The sequence below is a fragment of the Caulobacter sp. 05L422 genome (assembly GCF_056397765.1).
Map to the genome: position 1 here is coordinate 19,291 of NZ_JBFTOB010000002.1, position 14,824 is coordinate 34,114.

The following is a 14,824-nucleotide window of genomic DNA, read 5'->3' on the forward strand; positions in this document are numbered from 1 at the left end:
TTCCAAATGAGCAAACCCTGCCCGATCCCACCGGGTCGACGGCATCCCCGCCGTACTTCGGTCGGATAGGGTGTAACCTCTCACCCTCCCACCGCCTACGGCGGCGGGCCCCTCCCTCTCTCTATGAGAGAGGGTATCATTTGAACGGATGCTCGCCCCACGCCGGCCAGATGTCCGGGAGGTCCGCCGACACCTTGTCCGGATACACCGGCGCCCGCTTCTCCAGGAACGAGCTGACGCCTTCCTTGGCGTCGCCGGCCGCGCCGCGCGACTGGATGGCCCGGCTGTCGGCCTTGTGGGCCTCCATCGGATGGTCCGCGCCGGCCATGCGCCACAGCAGTTGGCGCGACAGGGCCACCGAGACCGGGGCGGTGTTGTCGGCGATCTCGCGGGCCAGGGCCCGGGCGGCCGGCAGCAGATCCTCGGGCGCGTGCAGCGAGCGGACCAGGCCGCGCTCCTTGGCCTCCTGGGCGCTGAACACCCGGCCGGTGAAGCACCATTCCAGCGCCGTCTGCATGCCCACCAGCCGCGGCAGGAACCAGGACGAGCAGGCCTCGGGCGTGATCCCCCGGCGGGCGAACACGAAGCCGAACTTGGCGTCGGTCGAGGCCAGACGGATGTCCATCGGCAGCTGCATGGTCACCCCCACCCCGACGGCCGCGCCGTTCACGGCGGCGATGATCGGCTTGAGGCTTTCGTACATCCGCAGCACCACGCGGCCGCCGCCGTCGCGATAGATGTCGCCGACCTTGCCCTCTTCGCGCTCCAGGGCCTGGGGATTGGTGCGGTCGAAGGTGGCCCCGCCGCCCGACAGGTCCGCGCCCGCGCAGAAGGCCCGCCCCGCGCCGGTGACGATCACCACCCGCACCGCGTCGTCGGCGTCGGTGATGTCGAAGACGTCGATCAGCTCCTTCATCATCCGGGCGGTGAAGGCGTTCAGCTTCTCCGGACGGTTCAGGGTGATGGTCGCGATCCCGTCCTCGACGGCGTAGAGCAGGGTCTCGAAGCTGGGCGCGGCCATGGGTGTCTCCTCCGGGTTTGGCGGCACTCAAACACGCGTATGAACTGGCGGCAATCCTGTGCGTCCTTCGAGGCCCGCTGCGCGGGCGCCTCAGGATGAGGCGCTTTGTTGCTGCTGAATTCCTCATCGCGAGGTGCGAGGCGTAGCCGAGCCTCGAAGGACGCAGGGCCTTCCCCGACGACACCCTTGGCGTTCCGGCAAGACCCGCGCATTCTCCAGTGATCACCGATCACGCGGAGACACGCGGGCGGAAAAGGGAGGATCCGATGACGTCGATCATCGAGGCCGACTACATCGTGGTGGGCGCCGGCTCGGCCGGTTGCGTGCTGGCGGCCAGGCTGTCCGAGGACGGCCGGTACAAGGTTCTGCTGCTGGAAGCCGGCGGCGACGACCGGCCGACCAGGAACCCGTCCCAGTTCATGTCGAACCTGATGATCCACATCCCGGTCGGCTACGCCTCGACCCTGAAGGACCCCAAGGTCAACTGGCTGTACGCCACCGAGCCGGACCCGGGCACCGGCGGACGCTCGCACGTCTGGCCGCGCGGCAAGGTGTTGGGCGGCTCGTCCTCGATCAACGGCCTGCTCTATATCCGCGGGCAGCAGGCCGACTATGACGGCTGGCGTCAGTTGGGCTGCGAGGGCTGGGCCTGGGACGACGTCTATCCCTATTTCCGCAAGGCCCAGCACCAGGAGCGCGCTGATTGTGCCGACTGGCATGGCGCCGGCGGTCCGCTGAACGTCTCGGACGTCACCGAGACCAACCCGATCTCCGACGCCGTGGTCGAGGCCTGCGTCGAGGCCGGCATCCCGCGCAACGCCGACGTCAACGGCGCCCAGCAGGAGGGCGTGGCCTACTATCAGCTGACGGTGAAGAACGGCCAGCGCTGCTCGGCGGCGGTGGCCTATCTGCACCCGGCCATGGGTCGCGCGAACCTCCAGGTCGAGACCAACGCCCTGGCCCGCAAGGTGCTGTTCGAGGGCAAGCGCGCGGTCGGGGTCGAGTTCAGCCAGAACGGCGAGGTCCGCACGGCCAAGGCGCGCGTCGAGGTGATCCTGGCCGGTGGGGCGATCAACTCGCCGCAGCTTCTCCAATTGTCGGGCGTCGGTCCGGGCCAACTGCTGGCCGAGCATGGCGTCGCCGTGGTCCACGACCTGCCCGGCGTCGGCGAGAACCTGCAGGACCACTATGTCACGGGCGCGCGCTTCCGCCTGAAGGCCGGGACGGTGTCAGTCAATGAGCAGAGCAAGGGCGGCCGGCTGGCGGCCGAGGCGCTGAAGTACCTGTTCCAGCGCAAGGGCCTGCTGACCCTGTCGGCGGCCCACATCGCCGCTTTCTGTAAATCTCGACCCGATCTCGCCGAACCGGACATCCAGTTCCACATCCTGCCGGCCACGATGGACCTGGAGAAGCTGTTCAACGAGCAGAAGATGGAGCTGGAAGGCGCGCCAGGCCTGACCATCGCGCCGTGCCAGCTGCGCCCCGAGAGCCGGGGCCACATCCGCATCAAGTCGGCCGATCCGACCACCTATCCGGCGATCTTCGCCAACTACCTGTCCGATCCGCTGGATCAGGAGGTCACGGTGGCCGGCCTGAAATGGGCCCGCAAGATCGCCGCCCAGCCGGCCATCGCCCCGCTGATCGACCACGAGATGAACCCGGGCGCCGACTTCGCCAGCGACGCGGCTCTGCTGGAATATGCCCGCGCCGCCGGCTCGACGATCTATCACCCGGTCGGCACCTGCCAGATGGGCTCGGGTCCCATGGCCGTGGTCGACAGCCAGCTGCGGGTGCGCGGCGTGACGGGACTGCGGGTGGTCGACGCCTCGGTCATGCCGCGCCTGGTGTCGGGCAACACCAACGCCCCCACCATCATGATCGCCGAAAAGGCCTGCGACATGATCCGCCAGGCCGCCGAGGTGGAGGCCGCCGCCTGATGCATCCGTTCCATCACGCCCAGAGCCAGCCCGACAAGCCCGCCTACATCATGGCCGGCTCCGGCGAGACCGTGACCTACGGCCAGCTCGACGCCCGCTCGAACCAGGGCGCCCAGCTGTTCCGGTCGCTGGGCCTGAACGCCGGCGACGTGATCGCCATCCTGATGGACAACAACGCCCGCTTCTTCGAGATCGCCTGGGCGGCCCAGCGCGCGGGGCTGTATTTCACCTGCGTCTCGACCAAGCTGACGGCGGCCGAGGTCGAGTACATCGTCAAGGACTGCGGGGCCCAGGCGCTGATCGTCAGCCCGGCGCTGGACGAGGTGGCCCAAGCAGTCGCGCCGCTGATCCCCGGCGTGCGGCTGTTCCGGGTGGGCGGCGGCAAGGCTCCGTTCGAGGACTTCGAGGCGGCCAGCGCGGCCATGCCCATGACGCCGATCGCCGATGAGACGGCGGGCTCGGACATGCTCTATTCCTCGGGCACCACCGGCCGGCCCAAGGGCGTCAAGCCGGCGCTGAGCGGCAGCCCGATCGACGCGCCCCACGCCCTGCAGATGATGGCCATGGGCCTGTTCGGCTTCAGCGGCGACAGCCTCTATCTGTCGCCCGCCCCGCTCTACCACGCCGCCCCGCTGCGCTGGTGCATGACCGTGCAGAAGATCGGCGGCACGGTGATCGTGATGGAGAAGTTCGATCCCGAGGCCGCCCTGGCCCTGATCGAGAAGTACGGCGTCACCTGCGGTCAGTTCGTGCCGACCCACTTCGTGCGGATGCTGAAGCTGCCGCCGGAGGTTCGCGCCAGGTACGACGTGTCGTCGATCCGGTCGGCGGTCCACGCGGCCGCCCCCTGCCCCGTGCCGGTCAAGGAGCAGATGATCGGCTGGTGGGGTCCGGTGATCTTCGAATATTACGCCGGCACCGAGGGCAACGGCTTCTGCTGGATCAATTCCGACAACTGGCTGGCCCACAAGGGCAGCGTCGGCCAGGCGGTGCTGGGCGAACTGCGGATCTGCGACGAGGCCGGCGAGCAACTGCCGGTGCGCAGCGAGGGGACCGTCTACTTCGCCAACGGCCCGGCGGTGAACTACCACAACGCCCCGGACAAGACGGCCGAGAGCTACAACCAGCATGGCTGGACCACCCTGGGCGACGTGGGCTGGGTCGACGAGGAGGGCTACCTCTACCTGACCGACCGCAAGAGCTTCATGATCATCTCGGGCGGGGTGAACATCTATCCGCAGGAGATCGAGAACCTGCTGATCACCCATCCCAAGGTCGCCGACGCCGCCGTGGTGGGCGCGCCTCACGAGGAGATGGGCGAGCAGGTGGTGGCGGTGATCCAGCCGCTGGACGCCGCTGCCGATCAGGTCGCCCTGGCCGAGGAGCTGATGGCCTTCGCCCGCGCCAACCTCAGCCACGTCAAGTCGCCCAGGCGCATCGACTTCATGGCCGAACTGCCCCGGCACCCGACGGGCAAGCTCTACAAGCGGCTGATCCGGGATGCGTATTGGGGTAAGGGCGAGAGCAGGATCGTCTAACCCCGCGAGTCATCCATGGACCAGGTCGAGCTCATCCAAGACACGCCCGTCCTGGTCTGCGACGCCGAAGGCCCCGCCCTCGACGCGCGCACCGTCAACGATTTCCTGAGCGCGGCCTGGTCGACCGAGGCGACGTGGCTGGCGATCCCGTTGGACCGGCTGGGCGACGGCTTCCTGGACCTCAGCACCCGCATCGCCGGCGAGGTGATCCAGAAGTTCATCAACTACCGTGTGGGCGTGGCCTTCATCGGCGACATCTCGCCCTGGACGGAAGGCAGCAACAGCCTGCGGGATTTCGTCTACGAGTCGAACCGGGGTCAGTCGGTGTGGTTCGTGCGGGACATGGCGGAGCTGAAGGCGCGGTTAGCCAAGAGGTGATGGACGCCCAGCCTCTCCCCCTGTGGGGGAGGCGATCGCGCAGCGATCGGTGGGGGAAGTTGTATGGCAGCAGATCCGGGTTGTGGCCGCTTTCCGATCACTCCCCCCTCCGTCGGCTTCGCCGACACCTCCCCCATAGGGGGAGGACCGAATCCACGCTAACGCTTGGCGCCATGTTCTCCCTGCCCAAGACCGCCACCGCCCCTTTCTGCCCCGCCGAGGTTCGCGGCGCGGTGGCCGTGCCCGAGGGCCTCAGCCCCTGGAAGCGGGTGATGCGGTTCGCCGGGCCGGGCCTGCTGATCAGCGTCGGCTACATGGACCCCGGCAACTGGGCGACCGACATCGAGGCCGGATCGCGCTACGGGACCGCCCTGCTGTTCGTGGTGGTGCTGTCCAGCCTGGCGGCCATCGTGCTGCAGACCCTGAGCCTGCGGCTGGGCCTGGTGACCGGCCGCGACCTGGCCCAGATGTCACGCGACCGCTACGGGCCGCGCACGGTCAAGGTCCAGTGGTTCCTGGCCGAGATCGCCATCATCGCCTGCGACATCGCCGAGGTGCTGGGCAGCGCCCTGGCCTTCAAGCTGTTGCTGGGCATACCGCTGTGGGCCGGCGTGCTGCTGACGGCGCTGGATACGGTCATCGTGCTGGGCCTGAAGGGCAAGGGCTTCCGGCAGCTGGAGGCGATCATCCTGGGCCTGGTCGCCACCATCGGGATCTGCTTCCTGGTCCAGCTGATCCTGATCAAGCCCGACGCCGGCGCGGTGGCGCACGGCCTGATCCCGTCGCTCGACGCCCTGAAGCAGGGCAACGCCCTGTACCTGGCCATCGGCATCGTCGGCGCGACGATCATGCCGCATAACCTCTATCTGCACTCGTCGATCGTCCAGACCCGGGTGGTCCCCGCCGACGAGCCCGGCAAGCGTTCGGCCCTGCGGCTGGCGACGCTGGACACCGTGGCCTCGCTGGCCGTGGCCCTGTTCATCAACGCCGCCATCCTGATCCTGGCGGCCTCGGCCTTCCACCGGACGGGCAACACCGAGGTGGCCGGCATCGAGGAGGCTCACCGCCTGCTCGCGCCCCTGACCGGCGCGGCCGTGGCCGGACTGTTGTTCGGGATCGCCTTGTTCGCCTCGGGCCAGAGCTCGACCTTCACCGGCACCATCGCCGGACAGGTGATCCTGGAGGGGTTCCTGAACCTGAAGATCCCGTGCTGGCAGCGGCGGCTGATCACCCGGGGCCTGGCCATCGTCCCGGCCCTGATCGGCGTGCTGACCATGGGCGAGCATTCGGTGGGCAAGCTGCTGGTCCTGACCCAGGTGGTGCTGAGCGCTCAGTTGCCCTTCGCCATCTTCCCGCTGCTGCGCTTCACCGACGACAAGGCGCTGATGGGCGTGTTCGCCAACGGCCTGCTGACCAAGGCCGTGGCCTGGAGCCTGTTCGTGGTCATCTCGGCCGCCAACGCCTGGCTGGTGGTGCAGACGCTGTTCGGCTGACGGGACCTTGCCCGTCGCGCCCTCCCGTGCGACCAATCAAACAACTGTTTCAAGCCAAGAAACGTGCGGGAGAAAACACGCCATGAAGGAAGTCGCCTACGCCGACGTCGCCAGCCTGGTCGGCCAGGAGATCGGGGTCTCCGACTGGGTCGAGATCAGCCAGGAACGGGTCAACCAGTTCGCCGAGGCGACCGGCGACCACCAGTGGATCCACGTCGACGTCGAGCGCGCGACCCGCGAGATCGGCGGCCCGATCGCTCACGGCTACCTGACCCTGTCGCTGATCCCGATGCTGGGCGCGGGCATCCTGCGGGTGACCGGCGTGACGCGCGGCATCAACTACGGCTGCGACAAGGTGCGGTTCACCGGCATGGTCCGGGTCGGCAAAAAGGTGCGCATGCGCCAGAAACTGGTCAGCGTCGAGCCCAAGGCCGGCGGTCTGCAGATGAAGAACGAGTGCACCATCGAGATCGAGGGCGAGGAACGCCCCGCCTGCGTGGCCGAGACCATCTCGATCATCTACGGCTGATCTCAACCAAAACGCTCTGTCATCCCGGACAAGGCCCGAAGGGCCGCCGATCCGGGACCGCCGGAAGCGCGGTGTTCACGCGTCGGTCCCGGATCTTCGCGCTGCGCGCTCGTCCGGGATGACAACCCTTAAGACAAAAGAAAACGGCCGCGGATCGCTCCGCGGCCGTTTGCTCGTCTAGCGATGGATCAAGCTACTTCTTGATCGCGTCGCCGATCTTGTCCTGGGCTTGGCCGACCTTGTTCTGGACGTCGCCCTTGGTCTTCTGGGCCACGCCTTCGGCTTCCAGGCGTTCGTTGCCGGTGACCTTGCCGGCGGCTTCCTTGACCGCGCCGACACCCTTGTCGACAGCGCCTTCAACACGATTGGTGCTCATGACTTCGCTCCTGCTGGATTTGAACTCCCCCTAGAAACGGGGGGCCAGGAGCGAAGTTCCTGTGTCGCCTATCCTACAATGGACGCTAGCGAGCGACCGCCATGGCCGCGGCCGACACCGCCGCGGCGGCCTGGGTCGCGTCCCCCATCGCCTGGTCTTGAGCCTCGGGCGGCCGGGCGGGCTTGGCCTGGATCAGCGGCGGACCGGCCGTCTTGTCGAGCATGGCGACGGTCTCGCGGATGAACTTGGCGTGGGTGACGATGCCGATCTCCAGCCGCTCGCCCGTCAGCTCGACCTGCTGGGTCAGCATGCCGGCCACGAACTGCACCTCCTGGCTCTCGGTCGAGCCCGGCCGGCGGCGCGCGCCCTCGGCCATGAACACCGGTCCGCCCGAATTGCCGGGGAACACCGAGAAGTCCATCAGGAAGGTCGGGAACACGCTGGCCGGGGCCAGCGGGTACGAGGCCACCCGACCCGAGCGCAGGATCGGGAAGCCGGCCGGATTGGCCGACAGGCCGCGCGGGAAGCCCAGGGCCATCATCTCGTCGCCAGGACCCAGGCCGTACTTGTTGAAGGTGTCGTCCTGGGCGAGCCAGGCCAGGGGGATCGCCGCCTTGGCGAACTCCGGCGGGGCCTCGACCTCGATCGCGGCGACGTCGCGGGTGGGATGCTTGACCCACAGGGCGTGGTCGCCGTCGCGGATCTTCAGGGTGTGGGGATCGTAGCGCCAGACGCCGTCGGCGCTCTGGATGCGATAGCCGATCTTGGCCGAGACGCCGGGCATCTTGTCGAAGACGTGGGCGGCGGTGACCAGGATCGTGCGCGGACGGCCGTCGGGGGTCGGATCCTCGATCAGGAAGCCGGTGCCGACGGTTCGTGAACCGTCGCCGAGCGGCTGTTCAAGCTGCACGGTCGCCTGGATCAGATCGACCGACAGGTCCCAAGCCATCTAAGCCCTCACGCCCCCGGATTCACTCTACACGAGGGTCAGTTTGACCAGCGCCGTCTAGGCGCACAAGTTGGCGTTCTGACGCATCAGGGGGAAAACTCACCATGAACCGGCGCAAAATGATGACGAGCGCGGCAGCTGTCATTACGTCGGTGTCGGTGATCCCCCCCGAGAACGCCTTATCCGAGAGCATGATGTCAGAGTCGCCCCCGCCTGTCGCGCCTGTCGCCCAGAAGATCCCCAAGCGAACCGAGCAGTTGGGCCGCGTCCGCGTCGACGACTACGCCTGGATGAAGGACGACAACTGGCAGAAGGTCCTGCGCGATCCGGCCTTGATCAAGCCGGAGGTCAAGGATCACCTGACCGCCGAGAACGCCTATGTGAAGGCGATGCTGTCCTCGACCGAGCCGCTGCAGACGGCGATGTTCGAGGAGATGAAGGGCCGCATCAAGGAGGACGACGCCAGCGTCCCCGCCCCCGACGGTCCGTTCGAATACTATTCGCGCTTCAACATCGGCGGCCAGCATCCGATCTTCGCCCGCAGGCCGAAAGGCAAGACCGATGGCGAAGAGATCCTGCTCGACTGCGACGCCCTGGCCAAGGGCAAGGCCTACAGCCAGGTCAGCGCCGCCGACCACAGCCCCGACCACAAGCTGTTCGCCTATGCCGAGGACGCGCAAGGGTCGGAGGTCCACCACATCTATGTGAAGGACCTGGCGACCGGCGAGATCCTGAAGGAGCCCGTCGAGAGCAGCACCGGCGACTTCGCCTGGTCGCCCGACAGCCAGTGGCTGTTCTGGACCCACCGCGACGACAACGGCCGCTCCGACAAGATCTATCGCCGCCCGGCCCGGGGCGGGCTGAAGGACGACGCGTTGGTCTATGACGAGCCCGACGACGGCTTCTTCGTCAGCGTCGGCACGACCGGCTCGGACGCCTTCATCCTGATCAGCGCCGGCGACCACGAGACGTCCGAGACGCTGCTGATCCCGGCCTCGGACCCGACCGCCGAACCCAAGGTGTTCGAACCCCGCACCGTGGGCCTGCGCTATTCGGTCGAGCACTGGGACGGCCGGTTCGTCATCCTGACCAACGCCGACGAGGCCATCGACTTCAAGCTGGTCGAGGCCCCGGTCGCCACGCCCGGCCGCGCCCACTGGAAGGACTTCGTCCCCCACAAGCCCGGCCGCTTCATCACCGGCCTGGCCGCCTACAAGAACCACCTGGTCCGCGTCGAGCGGGTCAACGCCAACACCCGCATCGTCATCACCGACCGCGCCACCAAGGCCGAGAAGCCGATCGTCATCGACGAGGAGGCCTATGTCCTGAGCCTGGAGGGCGGCTACGAGTTCGACACCCCGGTGATGCGCTACGTCTACCAGTCGCCGACCACGCCCCGGCAGTGGTTCGACTACGACATGGCGACGGGCGCCAAGACCCTGCGCAAGACCCAGGAGATCCCCTCGGGCCACGATCCGGCGGCCTATGTCACCAAGCGGCTCTACGCCAAGGCCGCCGACGGCCAAGAGGTGCCGATCACCGTGCTGATGAAGAAGGGCGTGGCCCTGGACGGCCAGGCCCCGCTGCTGCTGTACGGCTACGGCAGCTACGGCATGTCGATGGATCCGTCGTTCTCGATCCGCAACCTCAGCCTGGTCGACCGCGGCTGGATCTGGGCCACCGCCCACATCCGCGGCGGTTCGGAAAAGGGCTACGGCTGGTTCCTGGACGGCCGGAAGTTCACCAAGAAGAACACCTTCACCGACTTCATCGCCTGCGCCGAGCACCTGCACGCGGCCGGCTATGGGGCGGCGGACCGCACGGTGGCCTATGGCGGCTCGGCCGGCGGCATGCTGATGGGCGCGATCACCAACCTGCGGCCCGACCTGTGGTCCGGCATCATCGGGGCGGTGCCGTTCGTCGACGTGCTCAACACCATGAGCGACACCTCCCTGCCCCTGACCCCGCCGGAATGGCCCGAATGGGGCAATCCGCTGGAGGACAAGGACGCCTACGACTACATCGCCAGCTATTCGCCATACGACAACGTGGCCGCCAAGCCCTATCCGGCCGTGCTGGCCACCGGCGGCCTGTCGGACCCGCGCGTCACCTATTGGGAGCCGGAGAAGTGGACGGCCCGACTGCGCGAACACACCACAAGCGGCGCTCCGATCCTGCTCAAGATCAACATGGAAGCCGGTCATGGCGGGGCTTCCGGACGGTTCGACTTCCTCAAGGAGATCGCCTTGGACTATGCGTTCGCCGTGTGGGCGGTCGACAGGGGATGGGCCAAGGCGTGAGCGTGATTATTCGTCCGTCGACGGACGCGGATGTGGCGGAGGTCACCGCCATCTACGGCTGGAACGTGCTGAACGGCCTGGGCACCTTCGAGGAGGTTCCGCCGGACGAGGCCGAGATGGGCCGCCGCCGCGCGGCCTTCCTGGCCAAGGGTCTGCCCTATCTGGTCGCCGAGCAGGACGGCGCGGTGCTGGGCTACGCCTATGCCGGCCCGTTCCGCCTGCGCGCCGCCTATCGCTACACGGTCGAGGACAGCGTCTATCTCGGCCCCGACGCCGTGGGCAAGGGCGTGGGCAAGGCGCTGCTGTCGGCGCTGATCGAGGCCTGCGAGGCCCTGGGCCTGCGCCAGATGTGCGCGGTGATCGGCGACAGCGGCAACGCCGCCTCGGTCGGCCTGCACGCCGCCCTGGGCTTCGAGCAGAAGGGCGTGTTCCCCGACATGGGCTACAAGTTCGGCCGCTGGGTTGACCTGGTCTGGATGCAGCGCCCACTGAACGGCGGCGGCGCGCGCGAGCCGGACGCGCCGGGCATGGAGCTGCGCGGGGTCTGATGAAGATGACGGCGATGCAACTTGCCCCGCCGTCCCAGCCTGCCTAGGGTCCCCGCCATGCTCGGCCTGCGCACCCTGATGCTGATCCTGCTGGCGGCGGTTTTCGCCGTCGGCGGACCGCTGCGCGCCCTGCCCGCCCACGCCGGGGCCGTCCCGCCCTGCCATGAGACGGCGGCGGGCATGGGCGAGATGAGGGGCGAGATGGCGGGCATGGGCCATGACAAGGCGCCAGTGCACAAGGCCAAGCCCGACGCCCTGGCCATGAACTGTTGCGCCGGCTGCCTGCCCGCCGCCGTCCGCGACATCGCCCCGACCACGACGCCGGGCGCGGCCGTCCGCATCGCCTTCGCGCCCGTCAGCCAGGCCTTCGACGGTCTGAGCCCCGCGCCGGAACACGGCCCTCCAAGACCCCTCGCCTGAAGCCTTCCGCGCGGCCGCCGCGCGGATCATCCTCCCCTTGCTTCAGAAAGGTCGGTCCCGATGACCACCCAGACTTTCCGCGCGCGCCTGCTGGCCTGCGCCGCTTTCACCGCGAGCCTAAGTCTCGCCGCTCCCGTACTCGCCCAGGAGGCGCACGACAAAGACGCCCACGCCGGCCACGACATGACCGGCGCCCTCCGCTCAGAGGCCGACATTGCGATGGACGAAGGCGATTTCTCGCCCTCCATGCGGCCCATGCAAAGCGCCTTGGGCGGCTACGGCATGGCCCGCGACGCCTCCGGCACCAGCTGGCAGCCGGACGCCTCGCCGCACGACGGGATCATGGTCCATACCGACAGCGGCTGGATGCTGATGGGCCACGCCCTGTTCAACGGCGTCTATGACAGCCAGGGCGGGCCGCGCGGCGGCGACAAGGCCTTCGTCGCCGGGATGGTGATGGGCATGGCCCAGCGCCAGGTCGGCGACGGCACGCTGGGCTTCAAGGCGATGGTCAGCCCCGACCCGTTCATGGGCAAGCGCGGCTATCCGCTGCTGCTGGCCACCGGCGAGACGGCCGACGGCCAGACTCCGCTGGTCGATCGCCAGCACCCGCACGACCTCTTCATGGAGCTGTCGGCCAGCTACAGCCATCCGCTGGGCGGCGGCTTCGACGGCTATCTCTATGCCGGCCTGCCCGGCGAGCCGGCGTTCGGCCCGCCGGCCTTCATGCACCGCCAGGCGGCCATGGACAGCCCGGAGGCCCCGATCACCCACCACTGGTTCGACTCGACCCACATCACCTTCGGCGTGGTGACGGCCGGGGTGTCGCGCGACGCCTGGAAGGTCGAGGCCAGCGCCTTCCGCGGTCGCGAACCGGACCAGCATCGCTACGACATCGAGACCGGCCAACTGGACAGCGTCGCGACCCGGGTGTCGTGGAACCCGACCTCGAACTGGGCCCTTCAGGCCAGCTGGACGCGGATCAACAGTCCCGAGGCCCTGGAGCCCGACGACGACGAGGCCCGCACCTCGCTCAGCGCCCTCTATTCCCGTCCGTTCGGGAACGACGGCTCGCTCAGCGCCACCCTGGCCTGGGCCCGCAAGGACCGCATCCCCGGCGACGCCCTGCAGGCCTGGCTGTTCGAGGGCGCGGTGAAGCCCGACCAGCACTGGACCGTCTTCACCCGCGCAGAGCAGGTGGAGCAGGACGAACTGGCCGGCCATCACGGGGGCGTGTCGACGGTGCGCAAGCTGTCGGTGGGCGCGATCTACGACGTGCCGCTGTCCGACAACGTCAAGCTCGGCTTCGGCGGCCTGGCCAGCGCGTTCGATGCGCCCGCCTCGCTCGGCTATGACGATCCGATGGGCGGCATGGCCTTCGTGAGGCTCAAGATCGGCTAGTCGCTTGACCACAGCTCAACTTAAGGTCTCATTTATTCGCAAAGAGGAGACCTTGTGATGATCAGTGGTCTTTTGGCCGCGGCGGCGATGGCCGCCGCGGCGCCTACCGCGCTCGATACGCCCGACACCCTCGACGGCGCCGACCTGCGAGGCGTGATGGAGACGGCGCGGAAGACACCCGCCTCCGCCCCGCTGGCGGGACGACCGTTCCGGATCGCCATTCCCTTCGTCGACGGCCGCAAGCGCGACATGAAGACCTTCCAGAGCCCGGCGCGCTGGACCTACGACTATCGACGGCATGTCCTGAAGGTGATCATCGGCCTGGGCGAGCTGAGCTCGACCAACTACGACCGGTTCGAAAAGCAGGGCCTGGAGGCCCTGCCGCCGCTGCAGACCGTGTTCTTCAACGCCGACGAGATCCACAACGACGTCTTCATCCACAAGTACGAGCGCGAGCGGAACTACAGCGAGGAAACGGCGCTGGCGAGCATCATCACCAACTACGGTCTGGCGGTTCCGTACGCCGCCGGCGCCTCGGCCCTGCCGGCCCGGTTCGAGCCGCTGATGGTCTACGAGACGCAGCTGGATCCGCGTGACCTGCGGGCGCGGGTCAAGGGGATGACCCTGGTGATCGAAGGCCGCCTGACAGCCCTCGGTCAGCAGCCTGAAGTCTTCTGCGGCGACTACAACGGCACGCTCGCGGCGCGCGACACCAACGACACGGTGAAACTGGTGGTCACCGCCCACCAATGCTTCGTGACCGCGCGGATCGACCGGGTCGTGGTGGCGGACAGCGACAGCAACCCGATAACCGCCTGGGGCCCGCCGGCCGCTCCCTGAGCCCCTGACGCCTCACAGAGACGACAACCGACCAAGAAAAACCCCCGCCGTCGCCGGCGGGGGTTTTGCTCGATTTCGACCTTTGGAGGGTCGGATCAGCCCTTGCGGCCGCGCGGGGCCTTGGCCTTGCGGCCGCCTTGACCCAGGCCCAGGGCCTTGGCCATGGCCGAGCGCGCTTCGCTATAGGCCGGGGCGGTGGTGGGATAGTCGTTCGGGAGACCCCACTTGGCCTTGTATTCGGCGACGGTCATGCCGTGCGTGGTCAGGTGGCGCTTCAGCGTCTTGTAGGGCTTGCCGTCTTCGAAGCTGATCAGGGCGTCGGGCGTAATGCTGCGACGGATCTGAGCCGGCGTAGCCTTCGTAACGGTTTCGACGGGAGCCGCTTCAGGAGAACCAATACCAGCCAGAGCGTCATGAGTCGCTCGGATCAGGGCCGGCAAATCGGAAACCGACGTGCTGTTATTGGCCACATAATTGGCGACGATCTCGGCGGTAAGCTCGATCAGGGTAGCCTTGTCTTCCACGAGGGTCTCTCCGGTGGGTATTTGACTTGGAAATACACCTGCCCTGTCGAAATACAAGTACTCAATCCGGGTAATCGTGCTTGCCAAGGCCTTAAGCCAAGCGAATCTTGAGAACAACGACGAGAAAATCGCCTCGGCTCTAAACCATGAGAAGCGGTCAAGGCCTGGTTAGCCCGTCCCTGACCAGCCCTTTCAGACCCTTGTTGCTCGAATAAAAGTTTCAGCATCGCAATGATTCGAGGCCTGCCCAGATCAGGCAAAGATCAGCATTCTTGCGACGGCGCGCCTTGTCGAAGCTGGGCCTTGCCCTTGAAACACAAAGACTTGTCGTCGCCGAGCCGACTTGAACGACGATATGTGATCACAGATGCCGTCTTGGCTTTCGAAGGCCAAGCCTCGCCCGCCGACCTCGGAAGAACTTCAAGCCGTCTCACGCGCGTCGCTCGCCGCGACGCGCTCCCCGCCGCCCGAATCTCAGGCGTGAGACGCACGGGCTAATTTCTGTGGAAAACTGCGATTCAATGTCAGCCGACCGGTCGGCCGGCCGGATGGCCGCCGAAGCGGAAGCTG

At 67.6% G+C, this 14,824-nt stretch carries 13 protein-coding genes and 2 pseudogenes; 10 read left to right on the forward strand and 5 right to left on the reverse strand.

Going from position 1 to position 14,824, the window contains the following annotated elements:
* Window positions 1-136: 136 nt before the first annotated feature.
* Together AC1DMQ_RS02410 and AC1DMQ_RS02415 are read right to left on the reverse strand one after the other, a co-directional pair.
* The gene (locus AC1DMQ_RS02410; protein ID WP_477031963.1) at window positions 137-1,021 is read right to left on the reverse strand and encodes a crotonase/enoyl-CoA hydratase family protein; all 885 of its coding nucleotides are present in this window, start codon (window positions 1,019-1,021) and stop codon (window positions 137-139) included.
* Window positions 1,022-1,080: 59 nt separating this feature from the next.
* A pseudogene (locus AC1DMQ_RS02415) lies at window positions 1,081-1,188 on the reverse strand (hypothetical protein); the annotation flags it as partial.
* Window positions 1,189-1,287: 99 nt separating this feature from the next.
* Here AC1DMQ_RS02415 and AC1DMQ_RS02420 point away from each other — a divergent pair.
* From AC1DMQ_RS02420 to AC1DMQ_RS02440, 5 genes are all read left to right on the forward strand, one after another.
* The gene (locus tag AC1DMQ_RS02420; RefSeq protein ID WP_477031964.1) at window positions 1,288-2,958 is read left to right on the forward strand and encodes a GMC family oxidoreductase; all 1,671 of its coding nucleotides are present in this window, start codon (window positions 1,288-1,290) and stop codon (window positions 2,956-2,958) included.
* Window positions 2,958-4,496, forward strand: coding sequence for an acyl-CoA synthetase (locus AC1DMQ_RS02425; protein WP_477031965.1), 1,539 nt, complete (start codon window positions 2,958-2,960; stop codon window positions 4,494-4,496). The genes AC1DMQ_RS02420 and AC1DMQ_RS02425 overlap by 1 nt, the downstream gene beginning before the upstream one ends.
* Before the next feature lie 15 nt (window positions 4,497-4,511).
* On the forward strand, window positions 4,512-4,874 hold the full coding sequence (locus AC1DMQ_RS02430) for a DUF4180 domain-containing protein (protein ID WP_477031966.1): 363 nt from the start codon (window positions 4,512-4,514) through the stop codon (window positions 4,872-4,874).
* A 173-nt stretch (window positions 4,875-5,047) separates the two neighbouring features.
* Window positions 5,048-6,367, forward strand: coding sequence for an Nramp family divalent metal transporter (locus AC1DMQ_RS02435; RefSeq protein ID WP_477031967.1), 1,320 nt, complete (start codon window positions 5,048-5,050; stop codon window positions 6,365-6,367).
* Window positions 6,368-6,449: 82 nt separating this feature from the next.
* Window positions 6,450-6,896, forward strand: a complete 447-nt coding sequence (locus tag AC1DMQ_RS02440) for a MaoC family dehydratase (protein ID WP_477031968.1) — start codon at window positions 6,450-6,452, stop codon at window positions 6,894-6,896.
* Between the two features lie 188 nt (window positions 6,897-7,084).
* Here AC1DMQ_RS02440 and AC1DMQ_RS02445 read toward each other — a convergent pair.
* Together AC1DMQ_RS02445 and AC1DMQ_RS02450 are read right to left on the reverse strand one after the other, a co-directional pair.
* Window positions 7,085-7,272, reverse strand: a pseudogene (locus AC1DMQ_RS02445) (CsbD family protein).
* Window positions 7,273-7,357: 85 nt separating this feature from the next.
* Window positions 7,358-8,221, reverse strand: a complete 864-nt coding sequence (locus AC1DMQ_RS02450) for a trypsin-like serine peptidase (protein ID WP_477031969.1) — start codon at window positions 8,219-8,221, stop codon at window positions 7,358-7,360.
* 104 nt (window positions 8,222-8,325) lie between these two features.
* Here AC1DMQ_RS02450 and AC1DMQ_RS02455 point away from each other — a divergent pair, with 104 nt between their 5' ends.
* Genes AC1DMQ_RS02455 through AC1DMQ_RS02475 form a run of 5 tightly spaced genes read left to right on the forward strand, consistent with a single transcriptional unit; the run spans window position 8,326 to window position 13,730 of the window.
* On the forward strand, window positions 8,326-10,521 hold the full coding sequence (locus AC1DMQ_RS02455) for a S9 family peptidase (protein WP_477031970.1): 2,196 nt from the start codon (window positions 8,326-8,328) through the stop codon (window positions 10,519-10,521).
* The gene (locus AC1DMQ_RS02460; RefSeq protein WP_477031971.1) at window positions 10,518-11,069 is read left to right on the forward strand and encodes an N-acetyltransferase family protein; all 552 of its coding nucleotides are present in this window, start codon (window positions 10,518-10,520) and stop codon (window positions 11,067-11,069) included. The genes AC1DMQ_RS02455 and AC1DMQ_RS02460 overlap by 4 nt, the downstream gene beginning before the upstream one ends.
* A gap of 57 nt (window positions 11,070-11,126) precedes the next feature.
* Entirely contained in the window at window positions 11,127-11,489 is a 363-nt protein-coding gene (locus AC1DMQ_RS02465; RefSeq protein WP_477031972.1) for a hypothetical protein, read from the forward strand.
* A gap of 60 nt (window positions 11,490-11,549) precedes the next feature.
* Complete coding sequence (locus tag AC1DMQ_RS02470; RefSeq protein WP_477031973.1) at window positions 11,550-12,890, forward strand: hypothetical protein; 1,341 nt, start codon at window positions 11,550-11,552, stop codon at window positions 12,888-12,890.
* Between the two features lie 57 nt (window positions 12,891-12,947).
* Window positions 12,948-13,730 carry a hypothetical protein gene (locus AC1DMQ_RS02475; RefSeq protein WP_477031974.1) on the forward strand — a complete coding sequence of 261 codons (783 nt, stop codon included), beginning with the start codon at window positions 12,948-12,950 and terminating at the stop codon, window positions 13,728-13,730.
* Window positions 13,731-13,825: 95 nt separating this feature from the next.
* Here AC1DMQ_RS02475 and AC1DMQ_RS02480 read toward each other — a convergent pair whose 3' ends face one another.
* Complete coding sequence (locus AC1DMQ_RS02480; protein ID WP_012285398.1) at window positions 13,826-14,254, reverse strand: Ros/MucR family transcriptional regulator; 429 nt, start codon at window positions 14,252-14,254, stop codon at window positions 13,826-13,828.
* Window positions 14,255-14,824 lie beyond the last annotated feature (570 nt).

What these genes read in the sequence shown, in the direction of transcription:
- AC1DMQ_RS02435 (WP_477031967.1), top strand. Translation starts at nt 5,048, where the DNA reads ATGTTCTCCCTGCCCAAGACCGCCACCGCCCCTTTCTGCCCCGCCGAG.
- AC1DMQ_RS02410 (WP_477031963.1), bottom strand. Translation starts at nt 1,021, where the DNA reads ATGGCCGCGCCCAGCTTCGAGACCCTGCTCTACGCCGTCGAGGACGGG.
- AC1DMQ_RS02425 (WP_477031965.1), top strand. Translation starts at nt 2,958, where the DNA reads ATGCATCCGTTCCATCACGCCCAGAGCCAGCCCGACAAGCCCGCCTAC.
- AC1DMQ_RS02430 (WP_477031966.1), top strand. Translation starts at nt 4,512, where the DNA reads ATGGACCAGGTCGAGCTCATCCAAGACACGCCCGTCCTGGTCTGCGAC.
- AC1DMQ_RS02455 (WP_477031970.1), top strand. Translation starts at nt 8,326, where the DNA reads ATGAACCGGCGCAAAATGATGACGAGCGCGGCAGCTGTCATTACGTCG.
- AC1DMQ_RS02470 (WP_477031973.1), top strand. Translation starts at nt 11,550, where the DNA reads ATGACCACCCAGACTTTCCGCGCGCGCCTGCTGGCCTGCGCCGCTTTC.
- AC1DMQ_RS02475 (WP_477031974.1), top strand. Translation starts at nt 12,948, where the DNA reads ATGATCAGTGGTCTTTTGGCCGCGGCGGCGATGGCCGCCGCGGCGCCT.
- AC1DMQ_RS02440 (WP_477031968.1), top strand. Translation starts at nt 6,450, where the DNA reads ATGAAGGAAGTCGCCTACGCCGACGTCGCCAGCCTGGTCGGCCAGGAG.
- AC1DMQ_RS02465 (WP_477031972.1), top strand. Translation starts at nt 11,127, where the DNA reads ATGCTCGGCCTGCGCACCCTGATGCTGATCCTGCTGGCGGCGGTTTTC.
- AC1DMQ_RS02450 (WP_477031969.1), bottom strand. Translation starts at nt 8,221, where the DNA reads ATGGCTTGGGACCTGTCGGTCGATCTGATCCAGGCGACCGTGCAGCTT.
- AC1DMQ_RS02420 (WP_477031964.1), top strand. Translation starts at nt 1,288, where the DNA reads ATGACGTCGATCATCGAGGCCGACTACATCGTGGTGGGCGCCGGCTCG.